We start from the raw sequence: 16,536 nt of genomic DNA, 5'->3' as shown, positions 1-16,536 counted from the left end.
CGCGCGGGCATCCCGATTTAACGGGGAATTTGCGGCGGACGGCCTGCCTCCGGGATTGGCGTTACCGGTTTCTTAGGCTTACTGCCGAAAACTTGCCTGTAAATACACATGCAACTGCTTCCAGGATCCGGCTTGTTTCATATCCGGCCCGCCTATTGCAGCTGTGCACGGCTGTTGCGGAGTTTTAGATGGGTCTCAATCACAAATCCCTGCTGTTCAAACTGATCATTCCGGTTCCGGTCGTCATGCTCGCCTGTCTCGCAACGGCCTGGCTCACCATCCCGCCGGCGATGGAACGCAACAGCATTGACGCCGCATCGGATTCCGCCCTGCAGACTGTCAATCAGATCAAGAAGATCCGCGGCTATTACACCCGCTACGTCGTTAAGGATGCGGTGGCAGCGCAATCCCTGCGCCCGGGGATCAACCACCAGGAAGATCCCGGTGTCATCCCGCTGCCTGCAACCTTTGTGCACGACATCAGCGCCTTGATGGCCGCCGAGCGAAGCAGTTTTTCGCTGTACAGCCCCTATCCCTTTCCGGAACGCGCGGAACGCCCGATGGACGGCTTCATGCAGGATGCTTGGGCGTATCTGAACAACACTCCTGACGGATCCTATTCGCAAACCGAAACCCTGGATGGTGAAACCTTCCTGCGGGTGGCCGTCGCCGACCGGATGGTATCTGAGGTCTGCGTCAGTTGCCACAACAGCCATGCCGCCTCTCCGAAAACCGACTGGCAGCTGGGCGATGTGCGCGGCATCGTCGAAGTGCGCCAGAACATCAGCGGCACCCTGGAAGCCTCAGCAGGGTTCACCCGCTATCTGCTGGCCGGGCTGGGTGCCGCCAGCGCCGTGCTGCTGGCCGCCGTCCTGTTCGCCGCGCGCACCGTCACCCGGCCGGTTGCCAGCATCTGCACCAGCATGAAAGCGGTGGCAGCAGGAAACCTGGACATCACCATTGCCGAGGCCGGCCGGCAGGATGAAATCGGCGCAATTGGCAGGACAATTGTGGAAATGCAGGGGGACCTGAAGAATGCCCGCGACGCCGACCAGGTACGTGCGGAAACACAGCGCCAGCAACAGAAGGTGGTGGACAGCTTGCGGACCGGTTTGTCACGCCTGTCCAAGGGCGACTTTGCCTTCCATCTGACCGAGGCCTTCCCGGAAGAACATGAAGAGCTGCGCCAGGACTTCAACCTGACCTCCGAAACGCTGAGCTCCACTGTCGCCCAGGTGATTGAGGCGGCAGGCAGCATCCGCAATGGCGCCGCTGAGATCAGCCAGGCGTCGGACGACCTGTCGCACCGCACCGAAAGCCAGGCCGCCACGCTGGAACAGACCGCCGCGGCGCTGGATGAACTGACCGCCTCGGTCAAATCCGCCGCCGAAGGCGCCAGCAGCGTTGAAACCACCATGGAGGAGGCGCGCTTGCAGGCCGAATCCAATCGCACCATTGTGCAAAATGCCGTCACCGCCATGGCGGAGATCGAGCAAAGCTCGAACCACATTTCGCAGATCCTCGGCGTGATCGACGACATCGCTTTCCAGACCAATCTTTTGGCTCTGAACGCAGGTGTCGAGGCAGCACGCGCAGGCGAGGCCGGCAAGGGTTTTGCCGTAGTTGCCTCCGAGGTGCGCGCCCTCGCGCAGCGTTCAGCCGGCGCCGCGATGGAAATCAAGACGCTGATCGGCGACAGTTCAAGACAAGTAGAGAGCGGCGTCAAACTGGTCGGCAAGGCAGGCGAGGCGCTGCAGAGCATTGTCGAACAAATCACCCATATCTCGCAGCTGGTTTCCGGCATTGCCGAAGGCGCCGCCGAGCAATCGACCGGACTGAACGAAATCAACACCGGTGTCACCCAGCTGGATCAGGTCACCCAGCAGAACGCAGCAATGGTGGAACAGGCCACCGCGGCCGGCCACATGCTGAACACTGATGCCGGCAAACTCTCGGAACTGGTGGCGCATTTCCGGGTAGCCGGCGGCAGTACAGCCCCCGCCCCGGCAATCCCTGCTCTCCACCCGGCACCTTCTGCGCATGGCGATGATGACTGGGAAACCGAGATCAGCCCGGCGCCTTGCGCGGCTCCCGAAACCAGCAGCGGAAATGCCGCCCGTAATCTCTGGCAGGAATTCTAGCGCCGCCTTGGTAGCACCGGACCCGATGCTGCCGCGTCCCGGCTGCCGCCTTCGGACGGCCAAGGGAACGATTCTTCACGCCCCGCGCGCCCGCGAAAACGCCTCGCAGAAAGTTACCCGGCTTTTGCGACTGCTTTACCCCAGGGCAACTTGAGGCCGGGGCACTCCCTGCAAGATCCCCAAATTTGAATGTGTTCATACATGACGGTTTGCGCCACCCAGGCCTGCATTTCCGGAGCACATTCGGTGGCAAACACGATAATAATAAGGGAATACCACCGATGGGGCCTGAAATTCAAATTTGCGGCATCAAGATTCCCGGAATTCCGGAAAACTTCATTTGCGATAGACTTGCGGTACACACTTTTTCAGGACTTTCCTGATTAACACTCCTATAGGCCCCGGCTGCAACCGGTGCGCCGCCGCCAGCAGGAGACCTTTGCCAATGCCCCGGACCACGAAATTGCCGCTTAAGCTGAAGCTGCCGCTGATCATGGTAGCGCTGACCGGGGCCTTCCTCGTTACCGTGTCACTGCTGGTTTATTCAATGGCCGAGCGCAGCATCCGGGAAAACGCCTTTGCCGCGCAAAAGATAGAAGCCAAATCCGGCGCTCAGGCGCTGGAATTCCTGATCAGGGCAGCCCGGTCCGATGTTTCCAGCCTGGCCGGCCAGCCCGCAGTATTCCGGGCGATCGGCAACTTCGAACGGGTGATCGGCATGGTCGAAGAAGACGACCCGATCGCCTATCTGAAACAGACCTATGCCGCAGAAAACCCGCATTCAGCGCAGCAGCGCGAGGAGCTGACAGACGCAGGCGACGGCAGTTATTACAACCAGTCGCATGTCACCTATCACCCCACTTTCCTGCAAAGCCTGCGCCTGAACGGCTATCAGGACCTTTACCTGATCAGCGCCAAGGGGCAGGTGGTCTACTCGGTCAAAAAGCAGGATGACTTTCTGACCGGTATCGAGCCGGGTACGGACAGCGGACTGGCCCAAGCATTCAAGGCCGCACTGCAGGCAGAGGCCGGAACGGTGGTTGCTGCGGATTTTGCTGCCTACAGCCACAGTCCCGATGGGGTTGCAGCCTTCCTGGCCGCGCCCGTCTTCTCCAAACGCAAACAGATAGTCGGCGTTATCGCCGTGCAGCTTGGCACCAAGGGCGTCGTCACTGCGCTGACCAGCAATCTGTCGGGCGGCACCCATCAGAATATCTTTGTCGCCAGCAGCGACGGCCTGGCCCGCAGCCCGTCCTCGGTGGAGGGGCTGTTCCCGGTGCTGCAGAAAATGCCGGACACGCCGCAGATCCAGGCCGCCAAGGCGCGCGAAGCCGGCCAGTTTGAGGCGGTTGCCTCCTCGCTCGGCGAACGCGCCATTGCCCTGGTGATGCCGCTGGAGCTGCCCGGCTTTGACTGGTCGCTGGTGCTGGAAACCGACGAGCATACCGCCTTTGCCGTTGTCGAACGCATCCGGCTGATCGCCGCCGGGCTGATTGGCGCCGCGCTGCTGGCGGCCATCGCCGTGTCCTGGCTGGCGGCGCGCAGCGTCACCCGCCCGATCCATGCCCTGCGCGAGGCCACAAATGCGCTGGCGGACAACAACTATGACACCGACATACTGGGCCGCGACCGCGGTGACGAACTGGGCGACCTGGCCCGCAGCCTTGACAGTTTCCGCGGCAAACTGAAGGAGGCCGACGCCGCAGCTGCGCGCGAAGTGGAGGCCGCCCGCCACACCGCTGCTGTGGTCGACAGTATGAGCGCAGCCTTGTCCGAGCTGCAGCGCGGCAACCTGACCTGTGACATCCAGGCGCCGTTTGACGGGCATTACGAGACCTTGCGGGAAAACTTCAACCGCAGCCTTGACCGGCTGCGCGGGTCTATGGGCGAGGTGGTGGAGGCGGCGGAAAACGTCGGGCGGTTCTCCGAGGAACAACGGGGCGCGGCCACAGAAATGGCCCATCGCACCGAAAGCCAGGCAGCGACGCTGGAAGAAACCGCCGGCGCCATCCGCGAGCTGACCGGAGGTATCCGCGACACCGCTGACCAAGCGGGCCGGATGGATGAAACCATGCGCGGCGCCCGCAGCGAAGCGGAACAAAGCACCGATGTGGTGACCTCTGCGGTGGCCGCGATGGACCAGATTCAGGAAGCCTCTTCAGAGATTTCCAAAATTATCAACATGATCGACGACATTGCCTTCCAGACCAATTTGCTGGCCCTCAATGCCGGGGTTGAGGCCGCCCGCGCAGGCCCCGCCGGCGCAGGCTTTGCCGTGGTCGCCTCCGAGGTGCGCGCCCTGGCGCAACGGGCCTCCAATGCAGCTGGGCAAATCAAAGGACTGACCTCCGCCAGCGAAGAGCACGTGGCAAATGGCGTCGCGATGGTGGGCCGTGCGGGGGACGCGCTGACCAGTATCATCGAACAGGTCTCGGCGGTATCCGGGTTGGTCACCGACATTGCCGACGGCGTGCGCACCCAATCGCGCGGGCTGGAAAAAATCGACGGCGCCATGCACCAGCTGGACAATATGACCCAGCAGAACGCCGCCATGTCCGAGGAGGCCGCGGCTGCCAGCCAGCTGCTGCAAAATGAATCGCACAGCCTGACTGGTATCATTGGTCGGTTTGATCTGGGCAGCGGCGGCGCCGCCCCAGCGGCCAGCCACGAGGTCAACAGCACCCCCAGCCGCCTGAGCGCCTAGTACAAACCTGATTAGCTGAGGTTCGGCCTCAGCCCGTCAGCAGGCATATTGCGGGTCTGCAGTGATCACACTCAACATAATCTCCATTACAGGCGGTATTTATGCAGCCGGGGTGGATTGTCGGAGTACGTAAATAATGAGACCGAGTTATTGAGACTCAACGTCCATAGTTCTCAATCACTTAGGTTTTTTGCGTACCTACAGAGCTCGAAGACAACCGGTTGCTTGGCAACGCTTGAGCCCTACAGATCAGCGCAGCCTTGAGATCGTCGTGTGCGCAACACCGAGATCCAATGCGATGGCCCGGCAGGTATCACCGTTGGCCATGCGCTCGCGGGCAAGTTTCTGCTGATGTTCAGTTAACTTGGGTTTCCGGCCAAATTTGACGCCCTGTCGCGCAGCGATGGCTCGGCCCTCGTTCGCGCGCCGAGTGATACGCTCCCGTTCGTCTTCGGCCAAAGCGGAAAGGAAAGCGAGGGTGCCTTTGCCCATCGGAGTGGTCAGATCGAGCCAGGGTTTATCAAGCACCTTCACATAGGCCCCACGATCTGCGATCCGTTGAATAATATTGATGCCGTCGATCATGGATCGTGTGGCTCTGTCCCACTCTGCGATCACAAACACATCCCCTGCCCCGAGTGCGTCTATCGCACGTTCGAGCTGAGGCCGTCCCTTCACGGTTTTCCCGGAAACTTTCTCTCGGAAAATCTTATCAACGATGGCGGCGTTTAGTGCACCGATCTGTCGATCAAGGGATTGTCCGTGACTGGACACTCGGGCGTAACCAATAAGCATGACCTCATCGTATATGAACGCCTTTCAATACGCACCTGATTTATGCACCACACCAAGAGGCTTATGTCATGGGGTTCCTGAGCATGGTGCAAATATCATGAATTACGCAACACAGCCGCCATCCGCTGCGTTGCGAGTGAACTGGCAAGGTGCCGGACGAAGCCGACCTCCAGATTCACGCCTCGCCGACGCAGCATTCTCCCGCATTCGCGGCACGCCGTTTGTTGCGATGCAGCGCATTTCGTGAAGCGGTCGTTTGCAAGTGTCGATTTGAACCAAACCGAGTCCGTATTTTCGCCGCCGCCCGTTCTGATAATCCAGACGCGGGACATCCCCGCCATCCATCACGATAACCAGAAGGTCATCTTCGCCAGAAAAACCCGCTGACTGCGTCACGCATTTCAGGGTGGGAAAGCGTTTCACCGAGTTGAGAGACAGCTTCAAATTTTTTCAGGTGATCGTTCAAGAATGCAAGGAAAGTCGGAGCTCACAATCGTGGCTTTTTGAAACGAGTTGAAAGCGGCCTCGCCCCATACTCCGCCGATTTTCTATCGTTTTCGACGATCGGAAGAATTAGTCGATCGTACCGGCTTGAGCTGGGTGTTTTTGCATTGTGTGCATAACTTATTATTACTTGTCGGTGGTTCTTTTGTCGTTTGTCCGGACGTGGAACCTGAGCCACTCTGACCGTAGGCGTGAACCAGACGGCACCGGATGAAAACATGAACCATAGCTCTCAAATTGACCTTCTTCTTGATGACAGTGCCAAAGCAGCTGCACAAGTTATGCTGGACAGAGTAGTCAGCAGCACGCGGCAACAGGCCGGCTCTGGCACAGTGATTGATGTCCATAACCCGAGCACTGGCGAGGTGATCGGGTCTGTAGCCAACGAAGGGGCGAAAGGAATCGAAGAGGCGGTTGAGCAAGCAAGCCAAGCGCTGAGATCCTGGTCCGCGCTGCTACCGCGGGAACGTAGTGCGATCATGATGCGCTGGCACCGGCTTATTCAGGAAAATGCTGATGGCCTTGCGGCGCTGATGACTCTGGAACAGGGCAAGCCGGTGGATGATGCCAAGGGTGAAATCGCCTATGCCGCCAGCTTTATTGAATGGTATGCGGAAGAGGGCAACCGCCTGTATGCTGACACCATCCCCAGCCACTTGCCGGGCAAGTCGATGAAAGTCGCCCAGCAGCCGGTCGGCGTTGTTGGAGCGATCACCCCCTGGAATTTTCCCTCTGCGATGCTGACGCGCAAGGCGGCAGCGGCAATGGCGGCCGGCTGCCCGGTTGTTTCGATACCGTCTAAGGTCACTCCTTTCTCCGCACTGGCTCTGGACATGTTGGCTCGCGAAGCTGGAGTTCCGGAAGGTGTTTTCCGTGTTGTGACTGGCCATGCGCGGGTGCTGGTGTCCGAGCTGTGCTCGCACACCGCCGTGCGGGCAGTGTCTTACACCGGGTCTACCGAGGTTGGCCGCAATATCATGGAGCAGTGTTCTGCAACGGTGAAGCGTGTGTCGCTGGAACTAGGCGGGCACGCTCCGTTCATCGTCTTCAGTGATGCTGACTTTGAAGCCGCAGTGCAGGGCGCAATTGCTGCAAAGTACCAGACCGGCGGTCAGGACTGCTTGGCGGCCAACCGGATCTACGTGGCGCGCTGCATTTACGATCAATTTGCCACCCGATTCACTGAAGAAGCGCAAAAGTTGGTGGTTGGCGACGGCTTTGGCGAAGGTGTCAATATCGGCCCGCTGGCCTCCAACCCGAATCTGCGCAAGTCGATGGAGCATGTCGAAGATGCTGTAGCGAAGGGCGCCCGCCTGATGTGTGGCGGCAATCAGCCGGTACAAGGTGGCCTCTTTTTTACACCGACTGTACTGGCCGATGTCACGCCTAACATGAGGATCACATATGAAGAGACCTTTGGCCCCGTTGCCGCTCTGATCCCTTTTGACGATGAAGAAACGGTAATCAAGGCCGCAAACGACACCGAATACGGTCTGGTTGCCTATGCGTACACAAGCGATGTGACTAGGGTGCAGACCCTGCCGTCCAAGTTGGAATACGGCATGGTGGCCGTGAATACGGCCAAGTTGACAGGAGCGCCAATTCCGTTTGGCGGCGTCAAGCAGTCTGGCAACGGCCGCGAAGGCTCCCGCCTCGGAATCCTCGAATACATTGAACCGCAGTATGTCTGCATTCAAGCCTGAAAACCTTTAGCTCGGGAACTGAACTTATGACCAAAAAAGTAGCTCAAGCAATGATCGAAGGTCTGCGTGACCGAGGAGTAAAACATGTCTTCGGCGTTCCCAGCGGCGGCTGGGTGGATTTTATGGAAGCGATCCGTAATACCGACGGGATTGATTTCGTTCTGACGGCCCATGAAGGTGGTGCGGGCTTCATGGCGGACGTTGCTGGGCGGCTCACCGGCGTGCCGGGCGTGTGCTTTGCTACCTTTGGTCCGGGTGCGACCAACTTGGCCACTGGTGTTGGCTCGGCCCAACTGGACCGCTCTCCTCTTATCGCGCTGACAGATGAAATGTCTCAGGCCAACCGTGATCGTGTGGTGCAAATGAACATCGACCACCAAGCGCTGATGAAGCCGATCACGAAATTAACCACACGCCTCACTACCGACAATGTCACTGAGACTCTGGATAAGGCATTTGAAGTCGCTGTGTCCGGCCGCCCGGGCGCAGTTCACATCGGAATGCCGGTAGACCTGACTGGTCAGCCCGCCACTCTGACAGAATCCGCTCCCAAAACCGCCGCCGCACCCGCAAAAGCCTCAGCGGAAACGATCAATGCGGCTAAGGCGGCATTTGCGTCGGCGCAAAAGCCTGCAATGGCACTGGGGCTAGGTGCTGTTCGCGCTGGCTTGCAGGATGATATCCTGAGCTTCGCTGCAAAGCACGATATCCCGGTCGTACTGACGCCGATGGCCAAAGGGATGATCCCTGAAAACCACCGTTCTTATGCTGGTGTGGTTTTCCACGCGCTGAGCGACAAAGTCGGCGAGATCCATGCGCAAGCTGACCTGATGGTGGCTGTGGGATATGATCCGATCGAGTTCAACTTTGAGGGCTGGCTGCATCCGATGACATTGATCAATATCGATGATGCGCCGTTGGATATCGACACTTCTGTGTACACCGACACCTTGCATTTGGGTGGTGATATCGCGACCAACTTCCGAGCATTAGCTGCTGTTGAAGCAACTGGTAACAGCTGGGAAATGGAAGATGTACGGGCCCGCATGGACGCTATCTTTGCGCAGATGCGTCCGGGCAACAAAGAGTTTGGTCCCTGCGCTGTGCTTGACACGCTGCGTGAGGTTTTGCCGGACAAGGGCATTATGGCCTGTGATGTAGGCGCTCACACTCATTTGATCGGTCAGAAGTGGGAAACTCGCGCTCCGATGACGCAGCTGATGACAAATGGATGGTCGGCGATGGGGTTTGGGCTACCTGCCGCGATCGCTGCCAAGCTTTGCCGTCCGGAAACGCCGGTCTGTGCGGTGCTAGGGGATGGTGGTTTCCTAATGACCGCTGGTGAACTTTCCACAGCGGTCCGGGAAAACCTCAACATCGTTATTGTCATTTTGACGGACAACGACCTTGCACTAATCCGCATCAAACAGCAGCGCAGAGGTAACCCAATTTTCGGTACCCCAGTTCGAGAGCGTGAAGGCAATATCGGCGGTGACAATCTCTTTGGTGTGCCTGTCATGCAGGCTCGTGATCCTTCTGAGCTGCAAGCTAAGCTGGAAGAGGGTTTCAAGATGGATGGACCTGTCATCATTGAGGCTCTGACCAGCAGTGCTGAATACGACAAGCTGGTCTTGTTCAAGGATAAATAAACTCCCTTTCGAACCTTCCCTGAACCTGGCCGGTGCTGCAACTGCACCGGCCTTTTTTTGACTGCCTGAGGGGCTGGATGTGTTCCGTTTTCGTGCCGCCCCTGGTGCTCGCTTATAGCAGATGCTTGACGGGTTAGCGGAGTAGAGTGTCGAGCTCGCAGGCTAACTGAAGCAGCGCGTGGTCAGAACCGGGCGCACCAACAAGTTGCACTGCGGTAGGGATTGCCTCATCGCTGGGAATAGGGATGCTGATAGACGGCAGGCCTAGGAGGTTGACCCAGCGGTTCAGTGACAAAAGATCGAGCGACAGTTTGCCGATGGCTTGCAAATCGCCGTCTTTCCCCCATTCGGAGATCGTTAGACGATGGCGGCTGATCACTGGTGCCAGGACCCACTTGCAGTGAGTAAAGATACTCTGGCGGACTTGGCCCAGGCAAGCGGCCCTGTTGCCTTGCGCTGTACTGTAGATGGAGTTGGACACCGCCAGGCCGATCATTAGGCGTCGCTGAATGGAAGCTGGGTATTGTCTGGGATACTGCGCTATCCGCGGTCCGTGAAAGTTCCCCGCTTCATATCCGGTAATCAGGCCCGCAGTGGCGTTCATGCGATCCAGATCGAGTTCGGCCGCGCTTTGGCATTCGAGGCCCAAGTGCTGCAAGATTTGTGTCAGGTAGTTTAGACCATTTTGAATTTGCGGGCTGGTTCGAGTGAAAAGCCTGTTGGGAATTCCCACAACAGGCTTTGCCGGCGAGGCGGTGTTTTCTTCAAGCTGCGTTGTCAGAACTTCGAAGACTGACTGTATGTCCGCAGGGGATTTCGCCAGCAAACCGATGGTATCCTGGGTATCCCCTAATGGTACCGCACCCTGTACTGGAATAGCGCCTCGGCTGGGCTTGAAACCATAGACACCGCATAGTGCCGCCGGTATGCGGATCGAGCCCCCGGTATCGCTGCCAAGCGCAACCTGAACCGCGCCCGATGCAACAGCAGCTGCAGAGCCGCTGGATGAGCCGCCAACCAGGAGCCCCTTGCAAATAGGGCTACGCGGCGGATCCACAAGTTCATTCAGTTCTAGTGGCAGGTAGCACCAGGCCGAAAGCTTGGTTGTTGCCGCAATGTGCGCGCCTGCATCTCGAAGTCGCGCTATCAGAGGCGACGGAGGCAAGTCCAAGTCTTCGGGCGGCCGTGACAGCCCGGCGGTTGGATGGTGGCCGTCAAATCTGAAGATGTCTTTGACTGCAATCTGCATCGCTTCCGGGGTGTCCGGTGGGCTGAAGAGTGACAGAAAACATCCGGTCTTTTTTTGTGCCTTTTCAAGGGAGGTTTCAAGTGCTTCGGCCGGGTGTGCGAGCAGCCCTTGAATTACATCCTTGGCAAAACGGGTCTCGCTATCTTGGGAAGTTTGCCCGGCTGGCTTTGCCGCTGGGTCCAGTTTCTGGAATTGAGCCGCCACAGCTATGGCGGCGGCTTCTTTGTCTTCGCAACTGAGGCTGATGCCGAATTGGTTAAGTTTCAGATTAAGACACGCGCGTGCCTCATCAAGGATGTTTCCAGGCATTGTCTGATCTTCCGCTTTTCAATTTTGTCAGTTACTTGCTGTCATCCGGAAACAGCCCAGCATAGTGATCTGCAATTTCGCCCGCCGTTGCGAACCAGATGTCGTCGGAGTTCTGGTTCAAGAAGTCTAGAACGCGGCGGAACTGGCGGATACGGAACGGCTGCCCGACAATGAAGGTGTGGATGGTTATGCCGCAGGCCAGCGTTTGGCGCTTGGACTGTTCCAGCATTTCGGCAACATTGTCGATGCACATGTCGGCGAAGGCTGAAGAAGTACCATCATGCAGCACGATCATCGGTACGTCATTGACTTCATGCGGGTAGGGGACGCTTAGTAGCGGACCGTTCTTGGTTGTCATCCAGGTCGGCTGATCGTCGATCGGCCAGTCCAATGTGTACTGATATCCGAATTCAGCCAGCAGATCCTCGGTCACTGCACTGGGGTGGGCGCCGGGGCTCATCCAGCCCTTGGGCTGCACCCCGCCATGCTTTTTGATGGCTTCTGTGACCTCCTTGATCATTTCGCGCTCTTCTTCGGGCAAAAGATGATTAGGGTGTTCCGAATTGGTATGACCGTGCGCGACGATTTCATCGCCCCGCGCCGCGTAGGCCTGGATCAATTCGGGGCAATGTTCGTAGCAACCGGTGTTCAGCAGAATGCTCATTGGAAGCTTGTATTCATCGTAAAGTTCCAGCAGCCGCCAGCCGCCAACCCGGTTGCCGTATTCCCGCCAACCCCAATTGTAGGAATTCGGGTGGTTCAGCCCGGGCGAATAGGGGAGGCCGCCTCCGGTGCCATAAGAAAAATGCTCCACGCAAAGGGCTGTATAGACGGCCATTCGCTTGCCGCCCGGCCATGTGAAATCAGGGCGATCTGTGATTGCGCTGTAAGGAAACCTGTTGTTGGGTTCGATTTTCATCAGTGGCTCTCGGTCCTGTTGTCATCCCTGCTTTGTAGCGGGACTGGGTGACATAAGCTGAATTTTGTCGCAGGGAGCCAGGGCTCAGCGCGGCAAGCATATAAATTTTCCATCATTCACTTTGCTTGTGCAAAAGAGAATTTCTGCTAATATACATTACATTAAATTACCTGTCATTGGGGGCGAGATGGCGCGCCGGTTTCCTTCACTAAATGCTCTGCGGACGTTTGAGGCGGCTGCACGGCATCTCAGTTTTTCCGCCGCATCGGAAGAGTTGAATGTGACGCAAGCGGCTGTTTCCCGTCAGATCCGGGCATTGGAGGAAGATCTAGGCGTCAAACTGTTTAAGCGAATGACCCGCGCAGTTGATTTGACCGAAGAGGGGATTTTGTTGTTTCCACCGTTGCGGGATGCCCTTGATCAGATTGAAAGGGCTACAAACAGGATCTGGGGGAACAAGGGCAGCGGGATCCTTACCATATCGGTGCTGCCGACGTTTTCGGTGAAATGGCTCATGCCACGTCTTCTGGATTTCTCAGAGAAACACCCGGATATTGAAGTGCATCTGGTAAACTCCATCAAGCCAGTCGATTTTGAAAAGGAAGAAATCGACCTCGCAATTCGTGTCGGAACTGTCGAAGCTGAATTGCACACTGTGGGCAGGCCGAGGATTGACTTGGTGATGGCCAAGGCATGGGCCCAGCTCCAGGTCGAGGCGCTGTTGCCGGACGAATTGATCGCAGTTGCATCACCTGGCTATATAGAGCGGCATGGCGAATTAACTGATGCAGCGCAAGTCAGTGGTGTAACTTTGATAAACATGGCGACTAGGCCGAATGCTTGGAGCGATTTCTTCAAGGCTATTCGCTGGGAAGTCGATATGCGGCAACATGACATTTCTTATGGGCATTTCTTTATGACCATTCAGGCTGCGATCGAAGGGCGGGGTATTGCGTTGGCTCCGCAAGTGCTGGCGCAAGGAGACCTAGCTGCCGGCTTGCTTGTGTCGGCAATGCGGCGGCGTATTGCCAGCGATGGCCGTTACTTCCTGATCGGGCGCAAACGATCTTGGGAGCAAGGTAAAGTCAAAATATTCAAGGAGTGGCTGTTGCAGGAAGTGAGGGCGTCGGGCAGCAGCCGCCAAACTTCAATCCAGGAATGAACATTGATCTGGCTGCTGCAATCAGCGGCGGCGGATCTTATGTCGGAATAAGGTGCTCCAGTTCGGCCCCGTCTAAAAGCCCGTCACGGACAATCGCCTCTCTCAAGGAAATGCCATGTTTCCGCGCTGTCTTGGCTGCAGAAGCAGCTTTTTCATAGCCGATCACAGGTACCAGCGATGCCGCCTGCGCCAGGCTTTTGTTCAACAGTTCCGAGCACCGATCCTCGTCGGCTTCTATTCCCAAAACACATTTTTCGTTCAGCATTTTCGCTGCCCGGGTCAACAAGCGCGTTGAATTGAGGATGCTATAAAAGATAACCGGCTCCCATGGCGTTCAGCTGCAGCTGTCCGGCTTCCGCCGCCATGGTTACAGTGACATCCCGGCCGATGATCTCATAGGCGACCTGATTTACGGCTTCGGGGATAACCGGGTTCACTTTACCTGGCATGATGGATGAACCGGCCTGAACGGGCGGCAAGTGGATTTCGCCAATGCCCGCCAGCGGGCCGCTGCTGAGGATCCGCAGGTCATTGCTGATTTTGGACAGCTTAACGGCAAGCCGCGCCAGGATGCTCGAATAGGTTACAAAAACGCTTTGATCGTAGGATGCCGCCAGCAGGTTCTTGTGTGACGACAGCGGTGTTCCGAATACCTCGGTAAAGTAGGAAATCGCCAATTTCTGGTAACCATCGGGTGCGTTCACTCCGGTTCCGACAGCGGTACCACCGAGATTGACTTCCCTCAGGACTTTGGAGAGCTGCACCAGTCGGCCGATATCGTTCCTGATGGCATCGGCAAAGGCTTTGAATTCGTCGCCAAGGGATATCGGGACCGCATCCTGAAGCTGGGTGCGCCCAACCTTCTGTATTGGGGCGAATTCCGTAGCCTTGGCGTCAAAAGATCGGCATAGCCTTTGGAGCTCTTCAGCAAGCGGAGCACACTGGCTCATCACCGCCAGCCGCATGGCGGTGGGGTAAACGTCGTTGGTGGATTGCGAACAGTTGACTGTGTCGTTGGGGTGAATTCACTGTAGTCCCCTAACGGCAGGCCGAGCTTCAGTGAGGCAAGATTAGCTATAACCTCATTGGCATTCATATTTGTGGACGTGCCTGCACCGCCTTGAATGACGTCCACGGCGAAGGCGTCGTGATGCTGACCGTCAATAATCTCATCACAGGCAGCGATGACCGCAGCGGAGGCCAGGTTGGAAATTGCCCCCAGATCAGCATTGGCGAGCGCAGCTGCTTTCTTAACCATTGCTAGTGAACGGACAATTTCGGGAAAGTCCCTTAGCCGAACGTCTGACAGGTTGAAGTTGTCCAGGGCGCGGGCGGTTTGAATGCCAACAAGCGCATTTGAGGATATTCTCCGGACGCCAATGCTATCTGTTTCTTCACGGTATTCACTTTCCATGATTGCCTTCTTCATTCTTTGCTGCCTCGGCCGAAGTGGCGCAACTGGCCGGAAGGCGCCACAATGCGAAGTTTCCATCAATAGCCTTTCAGCAGGCTTGGCCGCATCCGAGGTGGATATTCGGCTGATTGATGTGATCGCATAACTTTTTGTTTCTGAGATGTGTCGTGAAAAGTCATGGATGACACGCTCTCCCTCCGCATCTGTGGCAGGTTAGTGAACCGATTAGGTGCATGCTTTGGTCAATGCTTCTTAAGAATAGAGATTTGGTCAGTAACCTTGTCGGCGAGAAACGGTTGAAATTCACGAGGGTAAGGAGCTGAGAGTGCCACACTTAACGAAAGGTAAATCATATGAGCAATAATAGTCGGTTGTGAAACGGGGGGGCAGCAGTCCTACTAGAGCGAATAGTTGCACCATAGGGAGGTGGAAAATGGCAGGTGCCAGCGCAAAGAATGCTCTAATCTCGCTATCAGGTATAACTAAGGTCTACCCTGGTGCAGTCGCACTGGCCGGTGTCGATTTTGATCTGCGCAAGGGAGAAATCCATGCATTGGTCGGAGAAAACGGGGCCGGGAAATCTTCTCTGATTAAGATCCTGTCCGGCGATACCCTTGCCAGTGCCGGCCAAATCAGCGTCAACGGTTCAGCGGTGAACTTCACTTCCCCGCAGGACGCAAAAGAAGCCGGCATCGTTACTGTTTTTCAAGAGCTTACGGTTATCCCCAGCTTAACAGTTGCGGAAAACGTCGTGCTTGGAAACTTGCCGATGACGGGCCCAATGGCAACAGTGTATTCACGCAAGACCGCACGCGAGATTGCCCAGAGGATCTTTGCCCGAATGGGTATAGACCTGAACCCGGACGCAAAAGCCGAGACCCTTTCAACAGGTGAAATGCAACTGGTTGAGATCGCACGCGGCCTGGTTCTAGAACCGCCGGTGCTAATCCTCGATGAGCCGACAGCCTCTCTTTCCGACGTCGAAGCGGAACAGCTTCTGGGAATCATGAAGCAGTTGCGAGATGCTGGCCACAGTATGATCTTTGTATCCCATCGCCTGGATGAGGTTCTGGAAGTTTCAGACCGGATTACTGTTCTGCGCAATGGTGAGTTGATTGAAGTTCGTGACCGCAAGGACGTGAACGACACTAATGAGCTTGTCAGCATGATGGTTGGAGGTGTTCTCGAAAAGCTGTTCCCGCAGGTCAATGCGAATATTGGAAGCGTTCATTTCCGGGCCGAAGGTTTAACCCGCGAAGGTGTATTCGAAGACGTTTCTTTTGACGTGCGGTCAGGTGAAATTGTCGGCTTCAGTGGCTTGGTCGGTGCCGGCCGGACGGAGGTTATGCGCTCCATAATTGGTGCGGACCCGTTGGACAGCGGCAGCATTGTCAAAAACGGAGTTCACTTCCGGGCGCGTAACCCTCGGCATGCAATCGAAGCCGGCATTTCCTACCTGTCCGAAGACCGTAAGGGTTCAGGTGTCGTGCTGTCCATGTCCGGCTACGAAAATGTCGTGATGTCAGCCATGCCGCGGATTTTCCCATCTGGTTTCATCAAATGGAAACAAGTGCGTTCAGTTGCGGAGGAAATCTCAGCCCGGATGCGTTTTCGTGGTCAACTGTCCAACGACACTTCGACGTATTCTGGCGGTAACCAGCAGAAGATTGCTATCGGCAAGCTGATCTTGTCGGGTGCGGATCTGCTCATCCTGGATGAACCGACCAGAGGTGTCGACGTAGGTGCAAAAGCCGAAATCTATCAATTGATTCATGAAGCCGCCGAAGATGGCGCTGCGGTTGTGGTGGTTTCGTCGGAACTTCCGGAACTCCTGAATATCTGTCACCGCATTGTTACGATGTCGGCGGGTAAGGTCATCAAGGAATTCCAGCGGGAAGACTTCGACGAAAACCAAATCCTGCGAGCAGCCTTTGCGGGCCACGCGACCGGAAACGGGACGGCGGCCTGACGGCCTGGAATTGTCCTT

At 56.9% G+C, this 16,536-nt stretch carries 12 protein-coding genes; 6 read left to right on the top strand and 6 right to left on the bottom strand.

What is annotated here, in order from left to right; translation table 11 throughout:
- The first annotated feature begins 188 nt into the window (after window positions 1-188).
- On the top strand, window positions 189-2,141 hold the full coding sequence (locus K3555_RS23585; RefSeq protein WP_260009280.1) for a methyl-accepting chemotaxis protein: 1,953 nt from the start codon (window positions 189-191) through the stop codon (window positions 2,139-2,141).
- Between the two features lie 445 nt (window positions 2,142-2,586).
- A complete protein-coding gene (locus K3555_RS23580) occupies window positions 2,587-4,845 on the top strand; it encodes a methyl-accepting chemotaxis protein (protein WP_260009279.1) in 2,259 nt (752 codons plus the stop codon).
- 249 nt (window positions 4,846-5,094) lie between these two features.
- On the opposite strand, the gene K3555_RS23575 is transcribed toward K3555_RS23580, so the two are convergent.
- Window positions 5,095-5,640, bottom strand: a complete 546-nt coding sequence (locus K3555_RS23575) for a recombinase family protein (RefSeq protein WP_260009278.1) — start codon at window positions 5,638-5,640, stop codon at window positions 5,095-5,097.
- A 722-nt stretch (window positions 5,641-6,362) separates the two neighbouring features.
- Here K3555_RS23575 and K3555_RS23570 point away from each other — a divergent pair.
- Window positions 6,363-7,847, top strand: a complete 1,485-nt coding sequence (locus K3555_RS23570; protein WP_260009277.1) for an NAD-dependent succinate-semialdehyde dehydrogenase — start codon at window positions 6,363-6,365, stop codon at window positions 7,845-7,847.
- 26 nt (window positions 7,848-7,873) lie between these two features.
- Window positions 7,874-9,496, top strand: coding sequence for a thiamine pyrophosphate-binding protein (locus K3555_RS23565; protein WP_260009276.1), 1,623 nt, complete (start codon window positions 7,874-7,876; stop codon window positions 9,494-9,496).
- A 133-nt stretch (window positions 9,497-9,629) separates the two neighbouring features.
- Here the strand turns inward: K3555_RS23565 and K3555_RS23560 are convergent, their stop codons facing one another.
- Together K3555_RS23560 and K3555_RS23555 are read right to left on the bottom strand one after the other, a co-directional pair.
- Window positions 9,630-11,054 carry an amidase gene (locus K3555_RS23560; RefSeq protein ID WP_260009275.1) on the bottom strand — a complete coding sequence of 475 codons (1,425 nt, stop codon included), beginning with the start codon at window positions 11,052-11,054 and terminating at the stop codon, window positions 9,630-9,632.
- 31 nt (window positions 11,055-11,085) lie between these two features.
- Window positions 11,086-11,892: a polysaccharide deacetylase family protein gene (locus K3555_RS23555; RefSeq protein ID WP_260009274.1), complete on the bottom strand. Its 807-nt coding sequence runs from the start codon at window positions 11,890-11,892 to the stop codon at window positions 11,086-11,088.
- A 268-nt stretch (window positions 11,893-12,160) separates the two neighbouring features.
- Here K3555_RS23555 and gcvA point away from each other — a divergent pair, with 268 nt between their 5' ends.
- Window positions 12,161-13,135, top strand: a complete 975-nt coding sequence (gene gcvA, locus K3555_RS23550) for a transcriptional regulator GcvA (protein ID WP_260009272.1) — start codon at window positions 12,161-12,163, stop codon at window positions 13,133-13,135.
- Window positions 13,136-13,172: 37 nt separating this feature from the next.
- On the opposite strand, the gene K3555_RS24910 is transcribed toward gcvA, so the two are convergent.
- From K3555_RS24910 to K3555_RS24900, 3 genes are read right to left on the bottom strand one after another with little or no spacing between them, the layout of a single operon-like run.
- On the bottom strand, window positions 13,173-13,400 hold the full coding sequence (locus K3555_RS24910) for a hypothetical protein (RefSeq protein WP_311200069.1): 228 nt from the start codon (window positions 13,398-13,400) through the stop codon (window positions 13,173-13,175).
- Window positions 13,401-13,440: 40 nt separating this feature from the next.
- Entirely contained in the window at window positions 13,441-14,100 is a 660-nt protein-coding gene (locus tag K3555_RS24905; RefSeq protein ID WP_311200068.1) for a lyase family protein, read from the bottom strand.
- Entirely contained in the window at window positions 14,085-14,564 is a 480-nt protein-coding gene (locus K3555_RS24900) for a lyase family protein (protein WP_311200067.1), read from the bottom strand. The genes K3555_RS24905 and K3555_RS24900 overlap by 16 nt, the downstream gene beginning before the upstream one ends.
- A 418-nt stretch (window positions 14,565-14,982) precedes the next feature.
- Here K3555_RS24900 and K3555_RS23540 point away from each other — a divergent pair, with 418 nt between their 5' ends.
- On the top strand, window positions 14,983-16,518 hold the full coding sequence (locus K3555_RS23540) for a sugar ABC transporter ATP-binding protein (protein ID WP_260009270.1): 1,536 nt from the start codon (window positions 14,983-14,985) through the stop codon (window positions 16,516-16,518).
- Window positions 16,519-16,536: the final 18 nt, after the last annotated feature.

The organism is Leisingera sp. M527 (assembly GCF_025141525.1).
In the GTDB taxonomy this organism is placed as follows: domain Bacteria; phylum Pseudomonadota; class Alphaproteobacteria; order Rhodobacterales; family Rhodobacteraceae; genus Leisingera.
Note: the sequence above shows the minus strand (reverse complement) of the source record. Positions and strands in the feature narration are given on the sequence as shown.